Origin of the sequence: Halomonas sp. AOP13-D3-9, from assembly GCF_052379125.1 — a bacterium.
GTDB lineage: Bacteria > Pseudomonadota > Gammaproteobacteria > Pseudomonadales > Halomonadaceae > Vreelandella.
In genome coordinates, this window is the sequence record NZ_JBQSYH010000009.1 from 85,010 (window position 1) to 109,094 (window position 24,085).

Here is a 24,085-nt window from a genome sequence, read left to right on the forward strand (position 1 = left end):
TTTTTGAACGAACAGTTTTTAAGTCAGCAATTTTAAGTGAGGAAAGCCCCCCATGTCCGAATTAAAGCAAACGCCGCTGCACGCGTTGCACCTTAAACTGGGCGCCAAAATGGTCCCCTTTGCAGGCTACGATATGCCGGTGCAGTATCCGCTGGGGGTCAAAAAAGAGCACGAGCACACCCGTCAAAAGTGCGGCCTGTTTGATGTCTCCCATATGGGGCAGATTAGCGTTTCCGGTGACAACACGGCCGAAGCCCTAGAAACCCTGATACCCGCTGATTTAGTGGGGCTTGAAAAGGGCGCCCAGCGTTACGGGCTTTTCACCAATAGCGAGGGCGGCATTATTGACGACCTGATGGTGGTCAACGCAGGCGATCACTTCTATTTGGTGGTGAACGCCGCCTGCAAAGATCAGGATTTGGCGCACCTGCGTCTTAATTTGGCATCAACCCACACGATTGAGTCGCTAGATCGCGGCTTGCTGGCGCTGCAGGGGCCTCAGGCGCGTGAGGTGATGCAACGGCTGTGCCCTGAAGCCTGCGAGCTGGTGTTTATGCAGCATGCCCGCTTCACCATTGCTGGGCAGGAAGTATGGGTGAGCCGCAGCGGCTATACCGGCGAAGATGGTTTTGAGATTTCCGTCGCATCTGATGCCTGTGAAGCGTTCGTCGAGCGATTACTGGCCGAGCCCGAAGTCGAAGCAATTGGCCTGGGGGCACGGGACTCGCTGCGGTTAGAGGCCGGCTTATGCCTCTACGGCCACGACATGGATGAGCAAACCACGCCAGTCGAAGCGGGGTTGATCTGGGCGATAGGCAAGCCGCGTCGCCGCGACGGTGATCGGCCAGGCGGTTTTCCAGGCGCTGACGTGATTCTTCATCAGGTCGATGCCAAAGATCACACCCGCAAGCGTGTTGGGCTATTAGCTGAAGGCCGAGCGCCGGTCCGCGAGGGTGCTCCGCTGGTAGATGAAGCAGGCAATGAGATTGGGATTGTGACCTCCGGCAGCTTTGGCCCCAGTGTCGGCAAACCGGTGGCGATGGGCTATGTCAGTCGTGAACTGGAAACGCCGCAAAGTGCTGTGTTCGCGGTAGTTCGTGGTAAGCAGTTACCCATGGTGGTGACCCCCATGCCGTTTGTAAAACCGGGCTACTACAGGGGATAAAGGTGTAACCACTGTCCCGCGGCCCCCGCTTATGTAGGGGGCCGCTGTTTTATTAAGAACAGTATGACCACACAACTGTTTTAGCGCAGTACCTGTTTGGGGTCGATGGGCTTGCCACCTTGGCGCAGATCGAAGAGCAGATCATAGCGCTGGGTGGCACTGCTTTGACCTACTTCGCAGAGCGGATCCCCTGTGCTCACCTGCTTGCCTACCTCGACCAAAATACGCTCGCAAAGGGCGTACACGGTCTGCAGATTGTCGGCATGGTGCACAATCACCACTTCACCTAGCTGACGCATACCGTCGGCAAAGCGCACTTCGCCGGGGGCGACGGCTTTAGCCTGGGCACCGGCCTGAGTAGCCAGCAGCATGGGCTGAAGAGTGCCACGACTGTCCGGCCCGAAACGACGAACCACGCGATAATCCTCCAGCGGCCAGGGCCAGCGCCGAGCTGAAGAGGGCAGTGCCTGACTGGGCGCGCTGCTGGTAGGAGCAGCGGCAGGCTTGTTAGCGCTTGAAGAGCTACTACTATTTGCTGAGTTTCTAGATGAGCTTCGCGCCGCTGAACCGCTAAGGGGGAGGCTGACTATTTGGCCAATTCTCAAGCTAGTGGGCGAGGCGCTAGGATTGGCACTCTGAATGCGGCCACTGGTAGTGCCAAAATGTCGGGCGATGCTCGAGAACGTATCACCAGGGCGGATTTGATAGCGGTAGGGGCCTCCGGAAGGTGCCCGCTCCTGCTGGGTAGGAATTAATAGACGTTGCCCAATTTCCAGGCGCCGCGTATCGGCACCTGGGTTAAAGCGCTCCAAGCGTTCCAGTGGCACGTTAGCCCGGGCTGCCAACTTACCCAGCGTGTCGCCACGCTGTACTTGCACCCAATTGCCACTGATCTGGCTGGCGCTAGGAGTGGCCGCTCGATGGGATGGTGATGGAGGAGCGCTGGAACAGCCGGCCAGAAGTCCCGCTAACAGCCAAGCAGTGAGCCAGCCGGCTAGGCGTGATCGGTTCGGCTGTCCAGCATGCCATCTTTTTCCAACCAGAGTGCATTGATCCATGTGTGGAAGCGTTCCTTATGCTGCTTTTCTTCGTGGTTTTCTGATGCGTACATCCACTCAGGAATGCTGAGTTGCCGTGCCTGTAATGTTATGGGCGCCTCTCTACCGCATAAAAAGCCCCAAAACGTTGGCGAGGGGTTGGCGTAGCTGATCGTCACATCCAGGATACCATCCAATTGGTTGCCTAGCAGACTAAGTACCTGGGCAACGCCGCCCGCCTTGGGGCGAAGTAAGTGGCGGTAGGGGCTTTGCTGGGCATCGCGCTTGGCAACCGAAAAGCGGGTGCCCTCGACAAAATTAAAAATCGCAATGGGCGAGAGCCTCGCCTGCTGACACATCCGTTCGGTAGCCGCTCGATCAATGGTGGCCAGTTTAGGATTTTTAGCGACTTGTTCGCGGCTAAAGCGGCGCATAAAAGGAAATTCTAGCGCCCAAAAAGCCAATCCTACGATGGGGATCCAGATTAATTGACGTTTTAAGAAAAAACGTGGCATGGGGATACGCCGATGCAACGCCATCAACAGCATAAAGATATCCGTCCAACTGCGGTGATTGGATATCACCAACCACCACTGCTGTGGGCTCAAATGGTCGGGCACGCTGGCGTGTAGCACAGGCTTGAGCCAGTGGCGCATCCACCAGAGATTGACGCCTATCCAGTTTAGCGCGACACCATTCAGCCCCCGCAGCACTAATTGTCTAAGCCGTTGCCCTGGGGCGATGACTTTAAGTAGTGTCAGCAGAATGAGAGGTACGCCCCAGAACAGCGTGTTGAGCGTTAGCAGCAGTGCGCTAACCAGCCCCTTAAAAATAGGCATACCGCGTTTCCTTACCGTCAAACCCATAGCGTAATACTGAATGCTAAATGATCCTAGCCACGCTGCCCAGCAGAAACCCTGTGCATCTCATCAACTTAGTCTGGTGTTAGTCGAGAGAGTGAGGGCGCTTGAACGGTATCAAGCAGTACGGTGCGCAGTGCATGGGCGGCGACAGAGAGTTCCTGGTGAGTCAGGATGCCGACTCGACAGGAGATAGCGGGCGCCGTTAGCGGTATGCAGCGGGCGCCCAGTTCATGCATTTGGCGAATGCACATGGAAGGCACCGCGCTGACGCCCAGGCCATCGGCGACCATTCTACCCACGGTGGAGAGCTGGTGGCTCTCAAAGGCCACCGTTAGCGCCATATGCTGCTTGCCTAGCTCCTGTTCCAGTAAGCGTCGCACCATGGAGGGGCGCTGAAGGGTAATGAAATCGTGGTCGAGTAGTGCTGACCAGGCGAGCTGGGAAGAGTGGGTTAATGGAGAGCCAGGCGGTACGACCGCCACAAAGTGGTCTTCAAACAGCGGTGTAAACAGCAGGCTGCCGGTGCCCTCCGGCGAAAATGCGATCCCCATCTCTACCTGTCGGGAGCGCACCATGGCGGTAACCTCCTCGTTGATGACATCGTGCACGGTTATGTTGATTTTGGGGTACTGTTGGCGAAATTTAACCAGCGCCGCAGGGAGTAAGTTACCGGCAAAGGCGGGCATCGCCGCCACGCTGAGACGCCCCAGCTGGAGGGTGAAGCGCTGGCGCAAACGCTCCTCGGTATTGTCCCACTGGGCCAGCAAATGTTTGGCTAACGGTAGTAGCGACTCGCCTTCAGGGGTTAGTCTGACGCTACGGGTGCTGCGAATCAGCAATTTGCCACCCAGGGATTCTTCCAAACCTTTAATCGCCAGACTTAACGCCGGCTGGGATAGGTGCAGTCGCTCGCAGGCTTGTGTAAAGCTGAGGGATTGGGCGACCGCCAGAAAGGCGCGTAGCTGTTTGACGGTCATTAAAGTACCTTTTATAAGTTTAAAAAATAAATTGATAAGAAAAACAAACTTAACAAATATATCATCTCGCACAACACTGGCACTATCGTTAGCGTCAGTTGGCGTATTTTGGGCAGCACTCATCTACGCTAATAGTGATCATCAACAACAATGTGAGGCACAACAATGGCAGGATTCGATAAGCGTGTAGCTTCCTACGAAGAGGCTATGGAAGGCATCGAGAGCGGTATGACCGTCATCGCCGGTGGCTTCGGGCTCTGCGGTATTCCCGAAAACCTGATTGCCGAGATCAAGCGTCGCGGCGTCACTGACCTTACCGTGGTGTCCAATAATTGCGGTGTCGATGGTTTTGGCTTGGGAATACTGCTTGAAGACCGCCAAATTAGTAAAATTCTGGCCTCTTACGTCGGTGAAAATGCCTTGTTTGAGAAGCAAATGCTCAACGATGAGATTGAAGTGGTGTTAACGCCTCAAGGCACATTGGCGGAAAAGATGCGCGCAGGCGGCGCTGGTATTCCTGCCTTTTATACTGCTACCGGTTACGGCACGCCGATTGGTGAGGGGAAAGAGGTTCGCGAATTTAATGGCCGACACTGTATTTTAGAAGAAGCCATCGTAGGCGACTTTGCTATTGTGAAAGGCTGGAAGGCGGATCGCTATGGCAACGTGATGTATCGCCATACGGCGCAAAATTTTAACCCCATGGCCGCCACGGCAGGGAAAATTACCGTGGTGGAAGTTGAAGAGATCGTTGAGCCGGGTGAGCTTGAGCCTAGCCAGATCCATACCCCAGGCATTTATGTGGATCGGATTATTCAAGGCACGTTTGAAAAGCGGATAGAGAAACGCACGGTGCGCAGCTAATACACCGCGCCTTCAAACGCAACACTTGCTTCTCATTTAACGATTCAACAAGAGGAAGTCACCATGGCTTTAACACGAGAACAGATGGCTCAGCGTGTCGCCCGCGAACTTCAAGACGGTTTTTACGTCAACCTGGGCATTGGCATTCCCACCCTGGTTGCCAACTACATCCCGGATGGCATCGATGTCATGCTGCAATCCGAAAACGGGCTGCTGGGAATGGGTCGCTATCCCACCGAAGACGAACTTGATGCCGATATGATCAATGCAGGCAAAGAGACGGTGACAGTTCGCCCGGGCGCGGCGATTTTTTCATCGGCAGAATCGTTTGCGATGATTCGTGGCGGCCACGTGGATCTGACCGTACTGGGGGCTTTTGAAGTGGATCAGCAGGGCAACATCGCTTCCTGGATGATTCCTGGCAAGCTGATCAAGGGCATGGGCGGTGCCATGGATCTCGTCGCCGGCGCTGAAAACATTATTTGCACCATGACGCACGCCTCCAAGCATGGCGAGTCCAAACTGTTAGAAAAATGCGAACTGCCGCTAACCGGCGCAGGCTGCATTAACCGCGTCTTGACGGATCTCGCCTATCTTGAAATCAAAGACGGTGCCTTTATTCTCAAGGAGCGCGCCCCGGGCGTAAGCGTTGAGGAGATCGTCGAGAAAACGGCGGGCAAGTTAATTGTGCCTGACCATGTGCCTGAAATGACGTTTGATGCCGAATAAGCCCCACTTCTATTGGCGTAGCGCTTGAATAGGCAACTCTGTGAGACGCTAGCGTTTTTGTCGCTAGCGTCTTATGCCATCTCGCAGCGCGTGTGGTGGGGGAGCAAAACATCGGCAATACGCTCGTGGTTATCTTCAACGTGTTTTTGGACTAATGCCAGGCCGCCCAGGCAGAGACGGTGTTCATCACCATCGGCGAACACCATTTTTTGCGGCGTAGTGGGGTAGAAGCGGTGATCAAGCAGCGACGATACGGTAAAAACGCCGTTCTGCTGCCCCGGTAGGCTGGGCATGCCTACCTCGTTGAGGCGTTGGTCCAGCTCTGCCAAGGGCTCGCCAAGCTGACCGCAATCAAAGCCAGCGTGATGCAGGCGGGGTCCCATGACGGCTATCCAGGCAGCCAAAGGATGCGCTTGCTGCAGCTGGTGATAAAGCGCCCAAGTAGGCATAGGCCAGGGGCGCCCCCGGCAGAGTAAGTTATGCCCCTTGCAATCCTGGGGATGCGATTGCCGTACCAGTCCTTCGATGGCTTCCCGTGGCGCCTTGGATAATGTGCCAATTTGCAGTTCTGCCAGCACCAGCCAGCTACCGCCGTCACTCGGCGAGAGTAAATGCACCAGCAAGCCCCTGTCAGCCATGGCGTAGTGGCCGATAGCGCGGTAACCCATATGGGCTAAGTTGCCGCTGAGTGCGGTGGCGGCAAAGGGGCCGTAATTAAGCGTGACTAAGGTAAGATATTCGGCTGCGGTTGCTAGTGGCCACAGCCGAAGGGCACCGATATCGGGATGGGTATGTACATAGTCAAGCCACAGCTGCTGAACAAACTCCTGACGCTGCATGGTGAACTCCTTGCCCAAAGTGGCACACCTAGCGTGAGCCATTTAATAACTGCTAAGTATAGGCAAGCGAGATAAGCAAGGGTTCAACGGGTATTAACGAGCGGTTAAACGGCAAGCAACTGCTGGTCGCGCACAAACTGATCAAATTCAGTAAAGCCGCCCACATGGGCTTGATCGACAAATACCTGCGGCACGGTGTGAATGGGCTTGCCTGCCGTTTTGGCGATATCTTCCTTAGTTACGCCTTCTGAGGGCATATCCACATAGCGATAACCCTCAATTTTGCCGATTTTTTCCAAGTGCTCGGCAAGCTGTTTTGCACGCACACAGAAGGGGCATGACATTCGACCAAAAATAACCACAAACATAGCTGGCGCTCCTTTACGATAAGCAGATTAAGTTACCAAGTGGGCAGTAACTGAGTGGAAAATAGCCGTTGGCTAAGCGATAAATTTGCGCCCATTGTGGCTGAGCAGAGCACGTTTCGCCAATAGCAGCTCGCTACATGAACCATTAATGCCCGTTATCATCTGGAAAAACGAACAAGCCTATGCAAATGCTTACCACTGACGAATACACTTTCCTTACTGCACTGGCGAAGGCGTACCGCGATGTCCACTTACCCGCCATTAAACAAAGGAGTGGCTGGAACCCGCGTTTAGGGGTTGATGCGCTATGCTTTCAGCATCATGGCGCTGAGCATAGGGTGGGGGCGTTGATTACGCCTTGTGAGCTGTGGTTAGTCTTGTTACCTGATCAATCGCTGCTTACTGAGCCTTTGGCGGATACGCTAACGCTCTCGCTACCGTCAGGTGCCTATAAAGTATCCCTAGAGCGTTTGCCAGGCGGTTATAAGCTCTATAAGCGCGCCATTTTGCATGATTTGGGCGAACTTGAGAGCATGCAGGAGGCTGCAAGGCTGGCACAGCAAATGATGGCGCGTTTAATGCAACCTGCCAAAGAGCTCAACGCCTAAGTGTAGGCAGCTATACTGACAGGGTTTCTACAGACAGTACCTTCCATCTACGTAGTGAAAAAGGAATGGCCTATGACTTCCCAAGCCGTTACAACGCCGCGAGTTGCGCTGGTCACCGGTACCAGCAGTGGCATCGGTGCCGCCGTGGTTAAGCACTTTTGCGAACTGGGCCATCAAGTGCTCGCCGTCGACTTTAATCCGGCGGGTAAGGCGATCGCAGAAAAAGCCGGAGCGGCTTTTTTTGAAGCTGACCTAACCGACCCTGATGCCTGCCGTGCGGCGGTGGCCGATGCGGTTAAGCGTTTTGGCGGCGTAGATATCTTGGTCAATAATGCTGGGATTCAGCATGTTGCTTCAATCGAGACCTTCCCTGAAGAGAAGTGGCGTCAAATCATCGATCTGATGCTGACGGCGCCTTTCTTGCTGACCCAGGCGGCATGGCCGCATATGCGTGAAAAAGGCTGGGGGCGAGTTGTTAACGTGGCCTCGATACATGCCCAAGTGGCTTCGCCGGGTAAAGCGGCGTATATCAGTGCCAAGCACGGTATGATCGGTTTGACCAAAACGGCGGCGCTGGAGGGCGGTGAGCAAGGCATTACTGCTAATGCCGTATGTCCTGCCTATGTTAAAACCCCGCTGGTGGACAACCAAATCGCCGACCAAGCTAAATTGCACGGTATGGATGAGCAGGAAGTGATCGAAAAGGTCATGCTCAAACAGGCGGCGATCAAGCGCTTGATCGAGCCAGAAGAAGTGGCGCAGTTAGTCGCTTACCTGGCATCTGACGCTGCCGGCGCCGTGACCGGATCGAGCTTTAATATCGATTTAGGCTGGACGGCACATTAAGTCATCAGCCTGACCTCGCCAATGACCTTGCGTGGTTGACGAGATGGTTTTTTTCAGGCTTTAACGACGTACGGGGCGTTTTTGTAATTTGCGCTGCAGGGTGCGGCGATGCATGCCCAGCGCCCGGGCGGTGGCGGATATATTGCCATCGTGCTCCTGCAGCACTTTCTGTATATGCTCCCAGGTGATGCGGTTAATCGAGGGTGGATTGTCAGCAAGCTCAATATCCGGGTCGCCAGTTTGGTGCTCAAAAGCGATTAAAACATCATCGGCATCCACCGGTTTACACAGATAATTAACCGCGCCAAGTTTCATTGCCTCAACGGCTGTGGCAATGCTCGAGTAGCCGGTTAGCACTACAATCCGGCACTGGGGGACGGTGGCAAGTAGCTCGGGAAGCAGTTTTAAGCCTGAGCTGTTTTCCAGCTTTAAATCAAGGGTCGCCATGGCAGGTGAATATTGCGCGGCCAGGGTCAGGGCCTGCTCTGCGTCGTGGGCAACGATAACGTCGTAACCGCGGCGGGTTAGGGCACGATTCAGCACATGGCAAAACATTTCGTCGTCATCAATGATCAGCAGGCGTTGCTCTCGCGTTTGCATGTTGTCCTCAATCCATTACTGGCGGTGCTTGGGGCGGTCGCGTTTAGTTTGGCGCCGCGCAGCGAGGCAGCGTAACTTCCGTAAGCGTACCCCCTTCCGGGTGATTATACAGGCTTACGCCGCCACCAAAGCGATTGATGGTGGCATGGGTTAAAAACAAACCGATGCCCATGCCCTTGCTTTTAGTCGAAATAAACGTCTCACCCAACTGGTCGGCGATCGACATGGCGACACCTGGGCCATGGTCACGTATATCAATCACCACGCTCTCACTCTGCCAGTCTAAGCGTATGGCAATGTGCTCAGGGTTGGCGTCAGCGGCGTTATTGAGTAGATTGGTTAACGCTTGGTCGAGGGTGGCATCGACGGCCAGCCAAGGCCTTCCGCGTTTCTCGGCCACATCGAATTGATGACTCACATCCGGGCGAAGCACTAGCCAGCGCTGCACAACGCCCGCTAACCACACTTCCGCATTGAGTACTTCGGGTTCCGCCATGCGCCGCCGATCAGCGTTAGAGACCAAATTTTGCAAGCGTGATTTGCAGACGTCTACCTGCTGGCGCAATAGGTTTATGTCTTGATTAAGCTCCGATCCGGCGGGGGCGTCGGCCTGCATCTCTTTGAGAAGGACGGCCATAGTAGACAAGGGAGTGCCCAGTTCGTGGGCGGTGCCCGCGGCTTGGGTAGCGACCGCCAATACCTGTTCATTACGCAGGGCGGCTTCCCGAGTGCGGGAGAGCGCCTGATCACGGCTACGCAGTGCGTGGGCCATTTTGTAAATAAAAAACGTCACCAGACCCGCAGATAGGCCAAAGTTAAGCCACATGCCTAATATGTGCAGGCTCAAGGGGCTATCACTATTGATATGGCCCAACTGGGGGATGGGGTGGTAGGAGAACATTAAAAAGGTGTAACCCGCCATGGAGCAGGCGGCGATGGTCCAGGCATGGCGCCAGGGCAGGGTGGCGGCGGCGATGGTGACCGGTACCAGATAGTAGGTAATAAAAGGGTTGGTAGACCCCCCAGAGAAATAGAACAGTAGCGTTAATCCGGTAATATCGGCAAGTAAATGCAGCAAGTACTCTAGATGCGTCACTGCACGAGGCCGCCCCAGGCGCCACCAGGTGGCAATGTTGAGCACGCCCATGGAAATAACCACGCTTACCACGGCGGTTACCGGCAGATCGAAGGCCAGCAGCTCAACGCCTACTACGATCGCCAGTAAAAAACCGGTCCAGGTGATGCCGCGCACAATAGTCAGCCGCACCAGGTTGCGGTTGGGGGTAGACAGCGGAAGGGGGAGAGCAGTTGGCATGTTGGGCTTACTTGGTTTTGGCTTTAAAGCCATGAATGACAAATTTAATAAACAGGGTCATGACGTAGGTTGCCCAACCTGCAGATGCCAATATATTGAACAGCAACATTTTAGGCGGCAGCCAGGCGCTACCCAATAACGCTTCAAGCATGATGTGGAAGAACATCGCCAGCAGCAGCGGCAGCGCCAGGGTATGGATCCACATATCGGTGCGCCGTTTACGAATATGGTAGCGGCGCAACAGGTAACGCAGAGGCCGATGAGCCCAGCAGAAAACCACCAGAGCGCCAATCACCAGTAAGCTAGCAAGAGTGGGTTCTGTGCTGCCGATATGAACGGAGAGCGAAATAGACCAAGCGAGGCTTAGCCACATCAACCCTTCCAGGCTGGCAATAATATCCGCGTAGCGCCGCACGTTCTGCATAAATAACCGAATCCTTAGCGTCAAAAACTAACTGTTATAAAAAGATTGTAAAAGCTAACCGTTAGACCTGGGGCTAAAAAAGCCATGTCTCAAAAACAGCGCCATGATACGACACTTGGGCAAGTGTGTGGGCGCTTGAGTGGCGGATTTATCCGAGTGCGCAATTGCGTATACTGTGTACACCGTATTTTATTCGATTCATCACCATTACAGGACTTGCCGTGGACACTGTGACATTGACCCGCCCAGACGATTGGCACCTTCACTTGCGCGACGATGAGGCGCTTAAAGCGGTAGTAGGTCATACCGCCGCGCAAATGGGGCGGGCGATCATTATGCCCAATCTCACCCCGCCAGTGACTGCCACGGCCCAGGCGCTTGAATACCGTCAGCGTATTCTTGCTGCCTTGCCAGCGGGCAGTACCTTCGAGCCTTTAATGGTGCTCTATCTCACTGATACAACGCCGCCTGAAGAGATCGAGCGTGCGGCGCAAAGTGGCATTGTTAAAGCGGTGAAGCTCTACCCTGCGGGCGCCACGACTAACTCCGATTCTGGGGTTACCGATTTAGCTCATTGTGATGCCACTATCGAGATGATGGCTAAAGTCGGTATGCCGCTCTTGGTGCACGGTGAGGTCACCCATGCCGAGATCGATATTTTTGATCGCGAAGCGGTATTTATTGAAACAGTGATGAAGCCATTGATGGAGCGTCATCCAACGCTAAAAGTGGTGTGCGAGCATATCACTACCCAACAGGCAGCGGAGTTTGTTGCCCAAGCACCGGATAATGTGGCCGCTACCATTACCGCCCATCACCTGCTGTTTAACCGCAATAAGATGCTGGTGGGTGGCATTCGTCCTCACTACTACTGCTTGCCCATCCTTAAGCGTGAGCAGCATCGCCAGGCGCTGCTCAAAGCAGCCACCAGCGGTAGCCATAAGTTCTTTTTGGGCACCGATAGTGCGCCCCATTCTCAGGGCGCTAAAGAGTCAAGCTGCGGCTGTGCCGGTGCCTATACCGCACCCGCGGCCATTGAGCTTTACGCCACTGCTTTCGATGAAATGGATGCTTTGGACAAGCTGGAAGCTTTCGCCAGCCTTAATGGGCCGCGTTTTTATGGGCTATCAGCTAACTCAGGCACTATTACGCTTGAGCGACGCGAGTGGACGCTGCCTGAGAGTTATCCTTACGCCCAGGGGGAGAAAATTATTCCGCTTTTGGCGGGGGAGATGCTTGGCTGGATGATTAAGTCTTAGCGAGGGAAGAGTGCCGTCGACGGTTTAACGGTCGACGGCATCGAGCGTTTAGCAAGTCCTGTTAGGTGTTGCCAAGCTGCTTAAGCATTTGATCAACCATGCGTGATGAGTGATCGGCGGCCACTTCCAGAAACTCATCGAAGGAGAGGTGGTTGTCGCCACTGCCGGGGATATCCGAGAGCGAGCGGATTACCACGAAAGGGCACTGGTACAGGTGGCACGTTTGGGCAATGGCGGCGCCTTCCATCTCTACCGCCAGCATGCTGGGGAACTGGGCGCGGGTCGCGTCTACTCGGGCAGGGTCTGACATAAAGGCGTCGCCAGTGGCGATCAAGCCTTCGCGTACTTGGACTTCACCTAACGAGGCGATGGCATTACGCGCAACTTCTCGCAGTGCTGCGTCGGCTAAGTAGGCGGCGGGCATCCCTGGCACTTGGCCTATTTCATACCCAAACACCACGGCGTCAACGTCGTGGTGACGCACTTCGTCTGAAATAATCACATCGCCAATGGCTAAATCAGTGGCAAAGCCTCCAGCAGACCCGGTGTTGATAATAGCGTCGGGCTGGTGGCGCTCTAATAGAATAGCCGTGCCTACCGCGGCATTGACTTTGCCAATCCCTGACTGCAGCACAATGACCTCAAGGCCATAACGCGTGCCGGTATGGAAGACAAAACCAGCGTGCTCATAGCGTTGGGGGGCGTCCAGCTGACCCACCAGGGTGCTTACTTCCTGCGCCATTGCGCCAATAATACCAATACGCTTCACTGCGCCATGCTCCTAGATAAATGATTTCATAATGCCTGAATTGGCTATGCCTGTTGGGCTAAATCGTGCTGCTCAGCGGCTTCCAGGGTATTTTCCAACAGCGTTGCTACTGTCATCGGCCCCACACCACCCGGTACCGGGGTGATAAAGCTGGCGCGTTCGGCGGCAGCAGCAAAGTCGAGGTCGCCTTTTAGCTTGCCATCTTCTTGGCGATTGATACCCACATCGATCACTATCGCACCCGGCTTAACCCACTCACTTTTGACGATGCCGGGCTTACCGACAGCCACAATCAAAATATCGGCGCGGCTTACGTGGGCTTCAAGATTTTGGGTAAAGCGGTGGCAGACGGTAGTGGTACAGCCTGCCAGCATCAGTTCCAGCGCCATGGGGCGGCCTACAATGTTAGAGGCGCCCACGACGGTAGCGTCCAGGCCGCGTAGCGCAATATCGCTCTGTGCCAGCAGGGTCATGATGCCTTTCGGCGTGCAAGGGCGTAGGGCGGGCATACGCTGTGCTAGACGGCCAATGTTGTAAGGGTGAAAGCCATCGACGTCTTTGCCAGGGAGAATACGCTCTAGAATAGGCTCTGCATCCAAGTGTTTGGGCAACGGTAGTTGCACCAAAATGCCATCAACGGCAGGATCGCTGTTGAGCTGGTCAACCAGGGCTTCCAGCTCATGCTGTGAGGTCGAGGCAGGCAGGGCGTGTTGAAATGAGAGAATGCCAGCCTGTTCGCAGGCGCGGTGCTTATTACTGACATACACATGAGAGGCGGGATCGTCCCCAACCACAACCACGGCTAGCCCCGGTGCCCGCCCGCCTGCTTGACGGCGTGCAGCGATCTTTTCGGCAACCTGTTGGCGGACAGTAGCAGCGATGGCTTTGCCATCGATTAGTTGGGCGGTCATGTAATGGAGTCCCTGTGAATGTTAAAAATAGCCTAGGCATTAAAGCGCTCACGCAACAGCGCCTTAAAGACGGCAATTTTCGCATGTTGGGGCATCCAGGCAAAGCGCCTTCATTAACAATCACTTTAATGGTTGACTTTAAAATTAAAAATAGTAATATATGCCTCGCTTGAGACGGGCAGCACGGTAGCGTCTAAGGTGATAAAAATCGGGATGTAGCGCAGTCTGGTAGCGCGCCTGCTTTGGGAGCAGGATGTCGGGGGTTCGAATCCCTCCATCCCGACCATTCATCTAGCACGAAAGGTAGTAGTTTGCTTTTCCAAGCTGCGGTTGTGGTCTAGCTCATCAGTATTCTTACTTCCGAATGCTCTTTGTGCGCCCATAGCTCAACCGGATAGAGCAACGGCCTTCTAAGCCGTAGGTTGCGGGTTCGATTCCTGCTGGGCGTGCCACTTAATTCAGTGGTAACAACCTGTCAGGGTCATATCTTCAAGCGCATGCTGTTTGTTTTTACGTAAGATTGTCTTTGGTGGGTGTAGCTCAGGGGTAGAGCCCCGGATTGTGACTCCGGTGGTCGTGGGTTCAAATCCCATCATCCACCCCAGTGACAATATTTGCGTTTCCAGTTTTAGGTTGTGGTGGGTGTAGCTCAGTGGTAGAGCCCCGGATTGTGACTCCGGTGGTCGTGGGTTCAAGTCCCATCATCCACCCCATTATCCCCGCATATTCCCCTTCTGTTATTGTTATTTCCTTCTAATCAGTTTCTTTTTTAGAAATGACGACCTTAAATGGGACTTTAGCGTTTCTGGCTTTTAGGCTTTCCATGTTCTTGCTAACGCGGCATCACTTTAATGCGGTGGCCCGCCATATGAGTGAGTGGTTCAGGCTTGCCGAGCAAATCCCCCTGAGCGTAGCCGATTCCTATATGGTGCAACATATCTAGCGTCGCCTGGGTCTCCACAAATTCAGCGATGGTCTCAATCCCTAGCGCCTTGCCGACGGCATGAATCGCCTCAACCATCGCCTGGTCAATCGGATCCTGATGCACATTGCGGATAAAGTTACCATCAATTTTCAAATAATCGACGGGCAACTGCTTCAAGTAGCTAAAAGAGGAGAGGCCGGTGCCGAAGTCATCCAGTGCAAAGCGGCAGCCGTACTCTTTTAGGGTGGCAATTAATTCGCTAACCCTTGAGAGTTGGGCAATAGCGGTGCTTTCGGTAATTTCAAAACACAGCGTGCCGTGGGGTAGCTCTGCTTTGGCAACTTGGCTAATAAGGTCCTGGCAAAAATCAGCATCAGAAAGCGAATCGCCCGAAAGATTGATACCCCACAGGCTATGTGACGGCAGTGCTGCGTGGCGGTTTTGATCCCCTAGCCAGGCCAGGGTGTTACGGATAACCCAGCGGTCAATGCGTACCATATAGTGATAGCGCTCCGCGGCGGGCAGAAAGCTCCCCGGCGCAATGACCTCTCCCTGCTCTTCAAGGCGGAGCAGAATTTCACGGTAGCCGGGGGCGTCAGCACAAACGGCTGTAATCGGTTGAGTAAAAAGGCGGAAGGTGTCGTTATCCAAGCCATTTTGCAAGCGCTGCACCCATTGCAGTTCACCGTGCTTCTCCAGCACAGAATGATCGTCAGGCTGATAGCAGTGAATGCGGTTACGACCGGCCTCTTTGGCGGCGTAACACGCCGCGTCAGAGGCGTGGAGTGCCTGGCTTAATTGCATGGGCTGGGCCGCGGTGAGTTCCACCAACCCAATGCTCACTCCGATACCAAAGGTGTGCCCTTGCCAGGCAAAGCGGTACTGTTCGATATCGCAGCGAAGCGATTCTGCTATCGTCATTGCTTGCTCTATGGCGCAATTAGGTAGCAGCAAAGCGAATTCATCACCGCCCAGGCGGGCGACGATATCGCTGCTGCGCACATGGTCTTTGAGTTTTAACGCCACTTGGCGTAACAGTTCGTCTCCTGCTAGGTGGCCGCAGGTGTCATTGACGATCTTGAACTGATCAAGGTCCAGATAACACAGCACATGGTGATCATCGTCGCGGTTGAGTAGTGTGGTGAGTGCGGATTCGAAGGCACGGCGATTAAGCAGGTCGGTTAGATTGTCGTGGCTGACCTGATAGCTGAGCTGTTCGGTCAACTGGCGAGTGAGGCTAACATCCTGAAAAACAACCACTGCACCTAGGGTGATGCCGCTCCGCGAACGTATCGGAGAAGCGCTGTGTTGGATGGGGGTTTGCGCGTGATTACGATTCATCAGCAGGCAGTGTTCGGTGGAGTGCACTGGCGTTAGCTGGGTGAGCACTTGTCTGGCTGGGTTGTTTAGCGGCTCACCGCTAGCCTCCTCAATTAATTGATACACCTTGTAGATGGGTTTGTCCATGGCCTCGTCGGGTAACCATCCGGTTAAGCGTGACGCTTCGGCATTAATAAACGTCACGTTGCCGCTGGCGTCGCAGGTAATCACCCCGTCACCAATAGACGCTAACGTAGTGCGCGCAAGATCGCGCTCTCGGTTTAATTGCTCCTGGAGCTGTTTGCGTTCGGTGATGTCGCGCACCATGCCCGAGCGCTCAGACGCGGAACCGCTGGCTCCTTCGCTGACTTGTATTTCCAGGTAACGCACCTGCATATCTGCGCTGCGTCGCTTAATTTCATGGCGTGCCCCAGGTGTTAAAGAGTGGGCCAGAAATAGCTGTGAGACAGGTTGGCCAATAAGCTGTTCGGCATCGACTTCGAAGAGTTGCTCTGCTCCGGGGTTAAGACTGGTGAGGGTGCCGTCTGCCTGCCAGGTAATCACCCCATCACGCAAGTTGCGCAGCATTACCCGGGTATGCCCAACGGCACGCTCCAGGGCGGCGGTGACACGATTATAGCTTGCGGCTATTTCGCCCACTTCGGTAAACGGATCAGCGTCAATGCGCTGGCGCATATCGCCCTGCTGTTCATGCTGGCGCATATGCTCAAGTAGTTGGTTGAGCTCATTGTTGGCACCATGTTCGGCGAGGTTGAGGCCCATCTTTTCTGCCTCCGGTGTGACACGAATGGGCAGGAAGCGCCGGGTAATACGAAACAGCAGCCAGGCGCTGCCAAAGCTCCAGATGCCGCACACCACAACGCCCAGCAGTTGGACGCCAAACTGAGCGGATCGAGACAGGCCGCTATCCAGCAGCGTTAAGTCAGCTACCCAGGGCAGTGCTAGGGTCCCCCAGATGCCTGCGACTAGGTGCGAGGGTATGGCACTGACCGCATCATCAATATGCTTTTTTAGCAGCCACTCGCTGGTCAACACCATCAGAACACCACCAACTGCACCCAGCCCAAATGCCGCCGATAAAGAAATCACGTGAGCGCTGGCGGTGACCGCAACCAAGCCCGCAATGGCACCATTAATGGCATACATCACGTCTGCGTAGCGCCGCGTACGCAGCCCCATCAGCATGCCTGACAGAATACCGCCGACGGCACCCAAAATAGTATTGGCTATTATGCTGGGTATTTGCGCGGTAACCGCCAGGGTGCTACCGCCGTTAAAGCCAAACCAGCCTAAAATCATAAACAGCGCGCCGAGCATGGCGAGGGGGAGGTTGCCAGAGGGAAAGGCGGTGGGTGGTTTGCCCTGGGTGAAGCGCCCAGTTCGAGGGCCAATACAGAGTACGGCTGCCAGCGCCACCCAGCCGCCCACGCTATGCACCACCGTCGAGCCCGCGAAATCAACAAACCCAAGCGACCCTAGCCAGCCCTTTGCGCCGCCCAAAAGCCCGCCCCATGCCCAGTGGCCAAATACCGGGTAGATCAGTAAGGCGATCCAGAGAGCCGTCCATGTGTAGGCTAAAAAGGGCATGCGTTCTGCCACCGCGCCCGACACAATGGTAGCGGCAGTAGCACAGAACATTGCCTGGAAAATAAAAACGGTAATCACCCAGCTACTGGAAGCTTCTAACTGCCAACCAAACAGCGTCGTACCGATTAACCCGTGGTGGGCGTCGCCAAACATGATGCCAAAGCCGACTAACCAAAAAACACTGACGGCAATGGCAAAGTCCGCTACGTTTTTCATAGCGACGTTGATGGCGTTTTTGGTGCGCGTAGTGCCCGCCTCCAGGCAGAGAAATCCGGCTTGCATGACAAATACCAGGGCAGCTGCCCAGAGCACCCAAAGTGTATCGAGCAGCGAGCTATGCAAATCTAGCGTGGCAGGCATGATGTTTTCCTTAGCAACTTTTGGTGCAAGTGCGCTTCTTTTTGGTGCTTTATGGGTTTTGCGCGGTGGGAGAAGAAACCCTTACGGCGGCGCTAGCTGAATGCCATTAAGGTTTCCTAATAGAAACTAAGCAATTGTTATGCCGCTAATAGTGAAGTCATCGTTTTTAGCGCTTATAGCAGTTTTAATTGCTGTTTATTGATATAAAAATAGCGTTTACGACTATATAAATGCGAATGAATTGGTGATATTTTTCAAATAGTTATCTATCTTCAATTATGCTTTTGAATCGGCGAAAGGGAGTGCATCAAAATGGCGCGTCAAACGGTAGTTTTGGGAGCAGGCATGGTCGGCGTCAGCATCGCCTGGCATCTGCGCCAGCGGGGGCATGAGGTCACCCTGGTGGATCGCCTTCAGCCTGGCCGTGAAACCTCGTTTGGCAATGCGGGTATCATTCAGCGTGAAGCGGTTAGGCCGTACCCTTTTCCCCGCGACGTCAAAACGCTACTTAGCGTCTTGCCTAATCGCCGGGTAGATATTCGTTATCGCACGGCGGGTATGGTTAACGCGGCTTCCCCGTTATTGCGCTACTGGATGAACTCGGCGCCGAAGACTTACCAGAAAATTGTCCCGGAATATGCTTCTCTTATTCAGCTTTCGCTAAAAACCCACGGCCCGATGATTGATGCCGCAGGCGCCGAGCACCTAGTGCGTAGACAGGGGTGGCTTGAGCTTTACCGCACTCCTGAAAAACTGGCGGCGCGGATAAAAGAGGCTGAAGAAGCGCGGCGTCTTTACGGTGTGGAGTTTGAGCAACTGGATAGGGCGGCACTTGTGGATAAAGAGCCTTCCCTGAGCGACACCATTATCGGTGCGATTCACTGGCTGGATCCCTGGACCGTTGCTGATCCCGGTGCGCTGGTTGCGGCTTACGCGGAGGCGTTTAGCAACGACGGCGGACGCATTTTGCAGGCGGACATTAAGTCAGTTAAGCAGGTGGGGGAGCGCTGGCAGGTTAATACCGCCTCTGAAACGTTAGAACCTGAAACATTAGAAGTAGATGAGGTCGTGGTGGCGCTAGGCCCATGGGCGGGAAGCTGGCTAAAAGAGCTGGGCTATCACTTTCCTACCTTTGTTAAGCGTGGCTATCACATGCACTACGCTCCTCAAGCGCCGGCGAAGCTGAATTTTTGGGTCATGGATGCAGAGGTCGGCTATTTGCTGGCACCGATGAATGCCGGGGTTCGCTTAACCACTGGCGCCGAGTTGGATCGCTTGGATGCACCTGCTGACGTTAATCAGCTGGGCGCAGCAGAGAAAGTCGCACGCAGCGTTTTCCCGCTAGGCGAGCGCCGTGATGACGCTCCTTGGAAGGGCGCGCGGCCCTGCTTGCCCGATATGAAGCCGGTAATTGGGCCTGCGCCGCGGCACCCAGGGCTATGGCTGGCCTTTGGCCATGGCCACCAAGGATTTACCTTAGGGCCTGCTACAGGTCATCTGCTGGCGGATATGATGGAAGGGCAGCCTACCGACATTGATATGGCACCCTTTCGCGCTGACAGGTTCTAGCTAGCGCTATATTCATTAATGATCAGGTGAGTTAAGCCGATAGTAATGGATACTGGTACTAGTAATAGGGAACGATATTTTTGCGCGTGATCTAATGCTTTGCTAGTTTATAAGTACCTTTGCACACCATGAGGTGGAAGTATGGATGTAGGCATCAGCAGTTCAGTTAGCGCGTCGCTTTATATGAACCAAGCGCAAACTCCTGAGCAGGCACAAATGCAGGTGTTTAAAGAAGCGCTAGATACTCAGGCGCAGCAAGTGACCGAAATCATGGCCTCTGCGGACACTGGCGCTCAGCCGGATTTAGCCAAAGAGGGCAACGTAGGTACGCAGGTTAATACCTACGCCTAGAGCCCAGTACCCATAATGGTGGACTGGCAACGGTCATGACCGTTAGTACGAAAAAAACGCTGACTTGCTCAGCGTTTTTTTTGGTCTTTTACAAGGGGGCACGTTTGCTGCCACCCGCGACAACCGCTGCCTCCAGGCGTTATAATTGACGCAATGAACATTGCTCATTGCGCGGTGGCTAATTAGCGAAAGCTGCTGATTGAGAGCTGCGCTGAGACCCTATAGTTGAAGAGGCACAATGAAAGAGACACAGCTAGCCCATGAAGCAGGGCTTAGGCGTACCTTTGCGATTATTTCGCACCCCGACGCCGGTAAGACCACCATTACCGAAAAGATGCTGCTATTTGGTAATGCTATCCAGTTAGCCGGCTCGGTGAAGAGCAAGCGTAACGATCGCCACGCAACGTCAGACTGGATGAAGATGGAGCAGGAACGGGGGATCTCGGTGACGACCTCGGTGATGCAGTTCCCCTACGGCGGTCGCATCGTCAATCTGCTGGATACCCCAGGTCACGAAGACTTCTCTGAAGATACCTACCGCACGCTCACGGCGGTTGACTCTGCCTTGATGGTCATCGACGGCGCCAAAGGCGTTGAGGACCGCACCATTAAGTTGATGGAAGTGTGCCGTCTGCGCACCACGCCGATCCTCACTTTTATCAACAAAATGGATCGCGATATCCGTGACCCTATTGAAGTGATGGATGAGGTTGAAACGGTACTCAATATCCAGTGTGCGCCGATGACCTGGCCGATTGGCATGGGGCGCCACTTTAAGGGCGTTTATCACCTCTATAACGACGTGGTTCATCTTTATACCCAAGGGCAGGGTAGCCGCATTCCCGAGGATAAGCGCATTGAGGGCTTGGATAGCCCCGAAGTAGAGGCTGTGCTGGGGGAAGAGCAGGCCGAAGAGCTGCGCATGGAAGTGGAGCTGGTGCGCGGTGCCTCCCATGAGTTTGATCTAGATGCCTATCGTCGTGGTGAGCTTTCACCGGTCTATTTCGGCACCGCGATGGGCAACTTTGGCGTGCGTGAAATGCTCGACGGTTTTGTCGAGTACGCACCACCGCCCCAGGCCCACGAAACCGATACGCGGGTAGTTACGTCTGACGATGAGCGCTTCACCGGTTTCGTGTTTAAAATCCAGGCCAACATGGATCCCAATCACCGCGACCGCATCGCTTTTTTGCGGGTCTGTTCAGGCAAGTACGAAAAGAACATGAAGATGCGCCATGTACGTATCGGCAAGGACGTTAAGATTGCCGATGCGTTGACCTTTATGGCCTCCGACCGTTCCCAGGTAGAAGAGGCCTGGCCCGGTGATATTATCGGCCTGCACAATCACGGTACGATCCAGATCGGCGATACTTTTACCGTGGGTGAGGATATGCGCTTTACCGGCATCCCCCACTTTGCGCCTGAACTCTTTAAGCGCGTGCGGCTGAAAGACCCGCTGAAAATGAAGGCGCTACAAAAGGGCTTGCAGCAGCTTTCTGAAGAGGGCGCTACCCAGGTCTTTATGCCCATGGACAACAACGACCTGATTCTCGGCGCCGTGGGTACCCTGCAGTTCGATGTGGTCGCCCACCGCCTCAAGGAGGAGTACAAGGTCGACTGCCTCTATGAAGGCGTCAACGTTCAGACCGCCCGCTGGGTCTACTGCGAAGATGCTAAAAAACTCGAAGAGTTTAAGCGTAAAGCCAGCACTAACCTGGCAATTGATGGCGGTGGCTACCTCACCTATATCGCGCCTACCCGGGTTAACTTACAGATGACCCAGGAGCGCTGGCCGGACATTCGCTTCCAGCCAACCCGCGAGCACTAACGTTTATAGGTAGGCCCCATGCTGGTTGATGCCCACTGCCATCTCGACTTTGCCCAGTTTGATAAGGATCGAACTGAGGTATGTGAGAGCGCCAAGGCAGTGGGCGTGGCGCACTTTGTGGTGCCGGGCACCACCCGTTCCCGCTGGCAGCAGGTGCTGGCGCTTGGCGCACGAGCGGACACCTCGGTATGCCTGGGCTTACACCCTTACTTTGTGGATCAGCATCAAAAGGTGGATATTGCCGCGCTGGACAACCTGCTCAGTGAGTACCCTAAGGTGGTGGCCGTGGGCGAGTGCGGTATCGATGGTCGCTTTACCGATACCCTTGAGGCCCAGTGGTACTACTTTGATGCCCAATTGAAGCTAGCCAAACAGCATGAGCTGCCGGTGGTGGTGCACTGCGTCCACGCCAACGACAAGGTCGCTAAGCGCCTTCGCCAGCTGGCGCTGCCCAAGGCAGGGCTGATTCATGCCTTCTCAGGCTCCATTGAGCAAGCGACGAAGTTTCTCGACTTGGGATTCAAGCTAGGGTTGGGTGGAGCAGTTACCTATGAGCGCGCCAAGCGGCTACGGCGAACCGCAGCGGCGCTGCCTGACGATGCCTTTGTGCTGGAAACCGACAGCCCTGATATGCCGCTTAGCGGCTATCAGGGGATGCGGAACGAACCGCGCCGAGTGGCCGAGGTGTGTGACATTGTGGCCACCCTGCGTGGACAAACAGTGGAACAGGTTGCGGCCCAGAGCAGTGAAACCGCTGCAACGTTGTTTGGCTTATCCTAAAACGTAAGCCTTAGCCGTTGAGGCTAACCGCCAGCTGCTCGGGATCAACGCGCTCAATCGCATAAGGTAATAGAAGCAGGGTGGCTGGCGTCCCAGCTAAAAACAGCGGCGTCATTTCTTCGGCCACTTTGGTGCTCATGACCGCTAGCAGCTCGATGTCGCCTTGCGGGGTCGTCGCGCTGGCTACCACTTCACCCACTGATTTATCGTCACCATTAACGATGCTGGCGCCCACCTCAGGCAGCGATGTGGTTTCTACACTGATGTGCATCAGACGCTTTTTCACTTGGCCACGAAAGTGTGCCCGGGCAACGACTTCTTGACCGGTATAACAGCCCTTTTTAAAGCTAATGCCCCCCAGCGCTTCCCAGTTAAGCATCTGGGGCAGGAAATGATCCTGCTGGGCATCGGTAAGCCACGCCAGGCCGCTACGAATATCCTCAAGCTGCCAAGCGTTGCGGCTCACCGCATCATCCTTAACCGATGCCGGGGTATCGTGATCGAAACACAACAGCCAGCGCGGTGTCTCACCGGGGTAGCGGAGTGCGCAGGCTTGATCGTTGTTACTGTGGGTGCCCACTTGATCAGGTAGTGATAAAGCAAATTGGTCTGCAATCGACTGGGCATCATCGCTTGAACCAATCACGATAAGACCGGGCAGCGAGACCAGCTCAGTCTTATAGAAGGCGGCGAATTTTTTAAGATGGCTGGCTAAACTGTCAAGTAGGGTAACGCTCAGTAGCAAACGAAAATGCTCATCGCCCAAGCGCATCAGTTGAGCGTTGGCTAACATCCGCCCCTTAGGCGTACAAAAACAGGTGAGCGGCGCGAAGCGTCCATCGGCCAAGCTGACCTGAGCGCTGGTCTGGCCCTGAAGGAACTTTTCGGCATCCGCCCCCTTCACATCCAGCGCGGCTAAATGATTTAGGCGGACGCTGCCAAGGGCGGGGGTGCTAGCGGTAACGGTCGCCATAAAAACTCCTGAAAAAGTGGGAAAGCGTTCGGTAGTGATGTATTCAGTACGTAAGAGTCAAAAGTAACGTTAGTACTATTAGGTGTGGGCGGTCAGCGCTGATTGCAAGGCACCATTAGCGTGCTAGACTCTTTCTCTTGTATCAGTTTTGCACAGGTCAACAGGCAGGGAAACGCTATGGCGCAGCAGTCGTTAACATTCCAAGGTGTTAAATCGGTCGATCAGGTCAACAAAATCACCACGGCGCTGATGATGCTTGATGGCGTTGATAGTGCCGAAGTGGGTCGGCATGGCGCCGATGTAGACGGCCGAGCAAGGCGCGAAACGCTGATTAATGCCATTGAAAAACTCAAGCTAGGCGTAAAGGTATCCTAATGCACCCTCCGATTACCGTGATCAGTGAACGCAACCATGTCTTTAGGCAGCGAGTTGAAGTCAATGGCTTAGAAGATCTTTATGGCGATGTACCAGCCATCGTTGGCGGAGAGGGAAGCGCCCCGGATCCCCACGACTATTTCGATATTGCCTTGGGCACCTGCAAAGCGATTACCGTGCAGATGTACGCCAAGCGTAAAGAGTGGCCGCTTGAGGGTATTACCGTCACCGTGCAGCGGGATGATAGCCAGGAAAAACAGGGTATCTACAAGCTTGACGTGGCGTTAACGCTGCACGGTATTGATGACCCGGAGCAGCGCGCCCGGCTGGAAGATATTAGCCACCGCTGCCCCATTCAACGCCTGATGACCCAGTCTACGGTCGAGATCGCCACCCGGTTAGTTTAAATTATATCTTTTATA

23 protein-coding genes, 4 tRNA genes and 1 pseudogene are annotated in these 24,085 nt (G+C 54.6%); 16 read left to right on the forward strand and 12 right to left on the reverse strand.

Annotated elements, in window-relative coordinates; all coding sequences use genetic code 11:
- The first annotated feature begins 52 nt into the window (after window positions 1-52).
- Window positions 53-1,165, forward strand: coding sequence for a glycine cleavage system aminomethyltransferase GcvT (gene gcvT / locus ACT3UM_RS11520; protein WP_498898897.1), 1,113 nt, complete (start codon window positions 53-55; stop codon window positions 1,163-1,165).
- Between the two features lie 80 nt (window positions 1,166-1,245).
- Here gcvT and ACT3UM_RS11525 read toward each other — a convergent pair whose 3' ends face one another.
- The 3 genes from ACT3UM_RS11525 to ACT3UM_RS11535 all read right to left on the reverse strand — a co-directional run bounded on the left by ACT3UM_RS11525 (window position 1,246) and on the right by ACT3UM_RS11535 (window position 4,042).
- The gene (locus ACT3UM_RS11525; protein ID WP_498898899.1) at window positions 1,246-2,043 is read right to left on the reverse strand and encodes a LysM peptidoglycan-binding domain-containing protein; all 798 of its coding nucleotides are present in this window, start codon (window positions 2,041-2,043) and stop codon (window positions 1,246-1,248) included.
- Window positions 2,044-2,159: 116 nt separating this feature from the next.
- A complete protein-coding gene (gene yihG / locus ACT3UM_RS11530) occupies window positions 2,160-3,041 on the reverse strand; it encodes a 1-acylglycerol-3-phosphate O-acyltransferase, YihG family (protein WP_498898901.1) in 882 nt (293 codons plus the stop codon).
- 95 nt (window positions 3,042-3,136) lie between these two features.
- Window positions 3,137-4,042: a LysR family transcriptional regulator gene (locus ACT3UM_RS11535; RefSeq protein WP_498898903.1), complete on the reverse strand. Its 906-nt coding sequence runs from the start codon at window positions 4,040-4,042 to the stop codon at window positions 3,137-3,139.
- A 165-nt stretch (window positions 4,043-4,207) separates the two neighbouring features.
- Between ACT3UM_RS11535 and ACT3UM_RS11540 the strand changes: the two genes are divergently transcribed.
- Both ACT3UM_RS11540 and ACT3UM_RS11545 read left to right on the forward strand, forming a co-directional pair.
- The gene (locus ACT3UM_RS11540; RefSeq protein ID WP_009286666.1) at window positions 4,208-4,906 is read left to right on the forward strand and encodes a CoA transferase subunit A; all 699 of its coding nucleotides are present in this window, start codon (window positions 4,208-4,210) and stop codon (window positions 4,904-4,906) included.
- 63 nt (window positions 4,907-4,969) lie between these two features.
- Window positions 4,970-5,635, forward strand: coding sequence for a CoA transferase subunit B (locus ACT3UM_RS11545; protein WP_133732545.1), 666 nt, complete (start codon window positions 4,970-4,972; stop codon window positions 5,633-5,635).
- 71 nt (window positions 5,636-5,706) lie between these two features.
- On the opposite strand, the gene ACT3UM_RS11550 is transcribed toward ACT3UM_RS11545, so the two are convergent.
- Both ACT3UM_RS11550 and ACT3UM_RS11555 read right to left on the reverse strand, forming a co-directional pair.
- Window positions 5,707-6,474, reverse strand: a complete 768-nt coding sequence (locus ACT3UM_RS11550; RefSeq protein ID WP_498898906.1) for a VOC family protein — start codon at window positions 6,472-6,474, stop codon at window positions 5,707-5,709.
- Between the two features lie 104 nt (window positions 6,475-6,578).
- Window positions 6,579-6,842 carry a GrxA family glutaredoxin gene (locus ACT3UM_RS11555; protein ID WP_498898908.1) on the reverse strand — a complete coding sequence of 88 codons (264 nt, stop codon included), beginning with the start codon at window positions 6,840-6,842 and terminating at the stop codon, window positions 6,579-6,581.
- A 182-nt stretch (window positions 6,843-7,024) separates the two neighbouring features.
- On the opposite strand from ACT3UM_RS11555, the gene hybE reads away from it, so the two are divergent.
- Window positions 7,025-7,450, forward strand: a complete 426-nt coding sequence (hybE, locus tag ACT3UM_RS11560; RefSeq protein ID WP_035579181.1) for a [NiFe]-hydrogenase assembly chaperone HybE — start codon at window positions 7,025-7,027, stop codon at window positions 7,448-7,450.
- A 72-nt stretch (window positions 7,451-7,522) separates the two neighbouring features.
- The gene (locus ACT3UM_RS11565) at window positions 7,523-8,296 is read left to right on the forward strand and encodes a 3-hydroxybutyrate dehydrogenase (protein WP_035579183.1); all 774 of its coding nucleotides are present in this window, start codon (window positions 7,523-7,525) and stop codon (window positions 8,294-8,296) included.
- A 60-nt stretch (window positions 8,297-8,356) separates the two neighbouring features.
- On the opposite strand, the gene ACT3UM_RS11570 is transcribed toward ACT3UM_RS11565, so the two are convergent.
- From ACT3UM_RS11570 to ACT3UM_RS11580, 3 genes are read right to left on the reverse strand one after another with little or no spacing between them, the layout of a single operon-like run.
- A complete protein-coding gene (locus ACT3UM_RS11570) occupies window positions 8,357-8,896 on the reverse strand; it encodes a response regulator transcription factor (RefSeq protein WP_498898910.1) in 540 nt (179 codons plus the stop codon).
- A 43-nt stretch (window positions 8,897-8,939) separates the two neighbouring features.
- On the reverse strand, window positions 8,940-10,211 hold the full coding sequence (locus ACT3UM_RS11575; RefSeq protein WP_498898912.1) for an ATP-binding protein: 1,272 nt from the start codon (window positions 10,209-10,211) through the stop codon (window positions 8,940-8,942).
- A gap of 7 nt (window positions 10,212-10,218) precedes the next feature.
- Entirely contained in the window at window positions 10,219-10,635 is a 417-nt protein-coding gene (locus ACT3UM_RS11580; RefSeq protein WP_498898914.1) for a hypothetical protein, read from the reverse strand.
- Between the two features lie 122 nt (window positions 10,636-10,757).
- Between ACT3UM_RS11580 and pyrC the strand changes: the two are divergent.
- Window positions 10,758-11,894 (forward strand): annotated as a pseudogene (pyrC, locus tag ACT3UM_RS11585) (dihydroorotase); the annotation flags it as partial.
- 61 nt (window positions 11,895-11,955) lie between these two features.
- Here the strand turns inward: pyrC and mtnN are convergent.
- Window positions 11,956-12,663, reverse strand: a complete 708-nt coding sequence (gene mtnN / locus ACT3UM_RS11590; protein ID WP_498898916.1) for a 5'-methylthioadenosine/S-adenosylhomocysteine nucleosidase — start codon at window positions 12,661-12,663, stop codon at window positions 11,956-11,958.
- A 44-nt stretch (window positions 12,664-12,707) separates the two neighbouring features.
- The gene (gene folD / locus ACT3UM_RS11595; protein ID WP_498898918.1) at window positions 12,708-13,574 is read right to left on the reverse strand and encodes a bifunctional methylenetetrahydrofolate dehydrogenase/methenyltetrahydrofolate cyclohydrolase FolD; all 867 of its coding nucleotides are present in this window, start codon (window positions 13,572-13,574) and stop codon (window positions 12,708-12,710) included.
- A 209-nt stretch (window positions 13,575-13,783) separates the two neighbouring features.
- Here folD and ACT3UM_RS11600 point away from each other — a divergent pair.
- From ACT3UM_RS11600 to ACT3UM_RS11615, 4 genes are all read left to right on the forward strand, one after another.
- A tRNA-Pro gene (locus tag ACT3UM_RS11600) sits at window positions 13,784-13,860 on the forward strand.
- Between the two features lie 89 nt (window positions 13,861-13,949).
- Window positions 13,950-14,026, forward strand: a tRNA-Arg gene (locus tag ACT3UM_RS11605).
- A gap of 77 nt (window positions 14,027-14,103) precedes the next feature.
- Window positions 14,104-14,178: transfer RNA gene (locus ACT3UM_RS11610), tRNA-His, on the forward strand.
- A 34-nt stretch (window positions 14,179-14,212) separates the two neighbouring features.
- Window positions 14,213-14,287 (forward strand) — tRNA-His (locus ACT3UM_RS11615).
- Window positions 14,288-14,406: 119 nt separating this feature from the next.
- Here the strand turns inward: ACT3UM_RS11615 and amt are convergent.
- Window positions 14,407-17,787: an ammonium transporter gene (gene amt, locus ACT3UM_RS11620; RefSeq protein ID WP_498898920.1), complete on the reverse strand. Its 3,381-nt coding sequence runs from the start codon at window positions 17,785-17,787 to the stop codon at window positions 14,407-14,409.
- 312 nt (window positions 17,788-18,099) lie between these two features.
- Here amt and ACT3UM_RS11625 point away from each other — a divergent pair, with 312 nt between their 5' ends.
- The 4 genes from ACT3UM_RS11625 to ACT3UM_RS11640 all read left to right on the forward strand — a co-directional run bounded on the left by ACT3UM_RS11625 (window position 18,100) and on the right by ACT3UM_RS11640 (window position 22,315).
- Window positions 18,100-19,356 carry an NAD(P)/FAD-dependent oxidoreductase gene (locus tag ACT3UM_RS11625; RefSeq protein WP_498898922.1) on the forward strand — a complete coding sequence of 419 codons (1,257 nt, stop codon included), beginning with the start codon at window positions 18,100-18,102 and terminating at the stop codon, window positions 19,354-19,356.
- A gap of 141 nt (window positions 19,357-19,497) precedes the next feature.
- A complete protein-coding gene (locus ACT3UM_RS11630) occupies window positions 19,498-19,707 on the forward strand; it encodes a putative motility protein (protein WP_495511753.1) in 210 nt (69 codons plus the stop codon).
- Between the two features lie 238 nt (window positions 19,708-19,945).
- Window positions 19,946-21,535 (forward strand): peptide chain release factor 3, encoded by a 1,590-nt coding sequence (locus tag ACT3UM_RS11635; protein WP_498898925.1) that lies wholly within the window; start codon window positions 19,946-19,948, stop codon window positions 21,533-21,535.
- Between the two features lie 18 nt (window positions 21,536-21,553).
- Complete coding sequence (locus ACT3UM_RS11640; protein ID WP_498898927.1) at window positions 21,554-22,315, forward strand: TatD family hydrolase; 762 nt, start codon at window positions 21,554-21,556, stop codon at window positions 22,313-22,315.
- A 10-nt stretch (window positions 22,316-22,325) separates the two neighbouring features.
- On the opposite strand, the gene ygfZ is transcribed toward ACT3UM_RS11640, so the two are convergent.
- The gene (gene ygfZ / locus ACT3UM_RS11645) at window positions 22,326-23,288 is read right to left on the reverse strand and encodes a CAF17-like 4Fe-4S cluster assembly/insertion protein YgfZ (protein WP_498898929.1); all 963 of its coding nucleotides are present in this window, start codon (window positions 23,286-23,288) and stop codon (window positions 22,326-22,328) included.
- Between the two features lie 177 nt (window positions 23,289-23,465).
- Here ygfZ and ACT3UM_RS11650 point away from each other — a divergent pair, with 177 nt between their 5' ends.
- Complete coding sequence (locus tag ACT3UM_RS11650; RefSeq protein ID WP_035579215.1) at window positions 23,466-23,663, forward strand: hypothetical protein; 198 nt, start codon at window positions 23,466-23,468, stop codon at window positions 23,661-23,663.
- Window positions 23,663-24,070 (forward strand): OsmC family protein, encoded by a 408-nt coding sequence (locus ACT3UM_RS11655; protein WP_498898931.1) that lies wholly within the window; start codon window positions 23,663-23,665, stop codon window positions 24,068-24,070. The genes ACT3UM_RS11650 and ACT3UM_RS11655 overlap by 1 nt, the downstream gene beginning before the upstream one ends.
- Window positions 24,071-24,085: the final 15 nt, after the last annotated feature.

Excerpts from the sequence above, each read along its gene's own strand:
- gcvT (WP_498898897.1), top strand. The coding sequence starts at position 53 with ATGTCCGAATTAAAGCAAACGCCGCTGCACGCGTTGCACCTTAAACTG.
- yihG (WP_498898901.1), bottom strand. The coding sequence starts at position 3,041 with ATGCCTATTTTTAAGGGGCTGGTTAGCGCACTGCTGCTAACGCTCAAC.
- ACT3UM_RS11535 (WP_498898903.1), bottom strand. The coding sequence starts at position 4,042 with ATGACCGTCAAACAGCTACGCGCCTTTCTGGCGGTCGCCCAATCCCTC.
- ACT3UM_RS11540 (WP_009286666.1), top strand. The coding sequence starts at position 4,208 with ATGGCAGGATTCGATAAGCGTGTAGCTTCCTACGAAGAGGCTATGGAA.
- ACT3UM_RS11545 (WP_133732545.1), top strand. The coding sequence starts at position 4,970 with ATGGCTTTAACACGAGAACAGATGGCTCAGCGTGTCGCCCGCGAACTT.
- ACT3UM_RS11550 (WP_498898906.1), bottom strand. The coding sequence starts at position 6,474 with ATGCAGCGTCAGGAGTTTGTTCAGCAGCTGTGGCTTGACTATGTACAT.
- ACT3UM_RS11555 (WP_498898908.1), bottom strand. The coding sequence starts at position 6,842 with ATGTTTGTGGTTATTTTTGGTCGAATGTCATGCCCCTTCTGTGTGCGT.
- hybE (WP_035579181.1), top strand. The coding sequence starts at position 7,025 with ATGCAAATGCTTACCACTGACGAATACACTTTCCTTACTGCACTGGCG.
- ACT3UM_RS11565 (WP_035579183.1), top strand. The coding sequence starts at position 7,523 with ATGACTTCCCAAGCCGTTACAACGCCGCGAGTTGCGCTGGTCACCGGT.
- ACT3UM_RS11570 (WP_498898910.1), bottom strand. The coding sequence starts at position 8,896 with ATGCAAACGCGAGAGCAACGCCTGCTGATCATTGATGACGACGAAATG.
- ACT3UM_RS11575 (WP_498898912.1), bottom strand. The coding sequence starts at position 10,211 with ATGCCAACTGCTCTCCCCCTTCCGCTGTCTACCCCCAACCGCAACCTG.
- ACT3UM_RS11580 (WP_498898914.1), bottom strand. The coding sequence starts at position 10,635 with ATGCAGAACGTGCGGCGCTACGCGGATATTATTGCCAGCCTGGAAGGG.
- folD (WP_498898918.1), bottom strand. The coding sequence starts at position 13,574 with ATGACCGCCCAACTAATCGATGGCAAAGCCATCGCTGCTACTGTCCGC.
- amt (WP_498898920.1), bottom strand. The coding sequence starts at position 17,787 with ATGCCTGCCACGCTAGATTTGCATAGCTCGCTGCTCGATACACTTTGG.
- ACT3UM_RS11625 (WP_498898922.1), top strand. The coding sequence starts at position 18,100 with ATGGCGCGTCAAACGGTAGTTTTGGGAGCAGGCATGGTCGGCGTCAGC.
- ACT3UM_RS11630 (WP_495511753.1), top strand. The coding sequence starts at position 19,498 with ATGGATGTAGGCATCAGCAGTTCAGTTAGCGCGTCGCTTTATATGAAC.
- ACT3UM_RS11635 (WP_498898925.1), top strand. The coding sequence starts at position 19,946 with ATGAAAGAGACACAGCTAGCCCATGAAGCAGGGCTTAGGCGTACCTTT.
- ACT3UM_RS11640 (WP_498898927.1), top strand. The coding sequence starts at position 21,554 with ATGCTGGTTGATGCCCACTGCCATCTCGACTTTGCCCAGTTTGATAAG.
- ygfZ (WP_498898929.1), bottom strand. The coding sequence starts at position 23,288 with ATGGCGACCGTTACCGCTAGCACCCCCGCCCTTGGCAGCGTCCGCCTA.
- ACT3UM_RS11650 (WP_035579215.1), top strand. The coding sequence starts at position 23,466 with ATGGCGCAGCAGTCGTTAACATTCCAAGGTGTTAAATCGGTCGATCAG.
- ACT3UM_RS11655 (WP_498898931.1), top strand. The coding sequence starts at position 23,663 with ATGCACCCTCCGATTACCGTGATCAGTGAACGCAACCATGTCTTTAGG.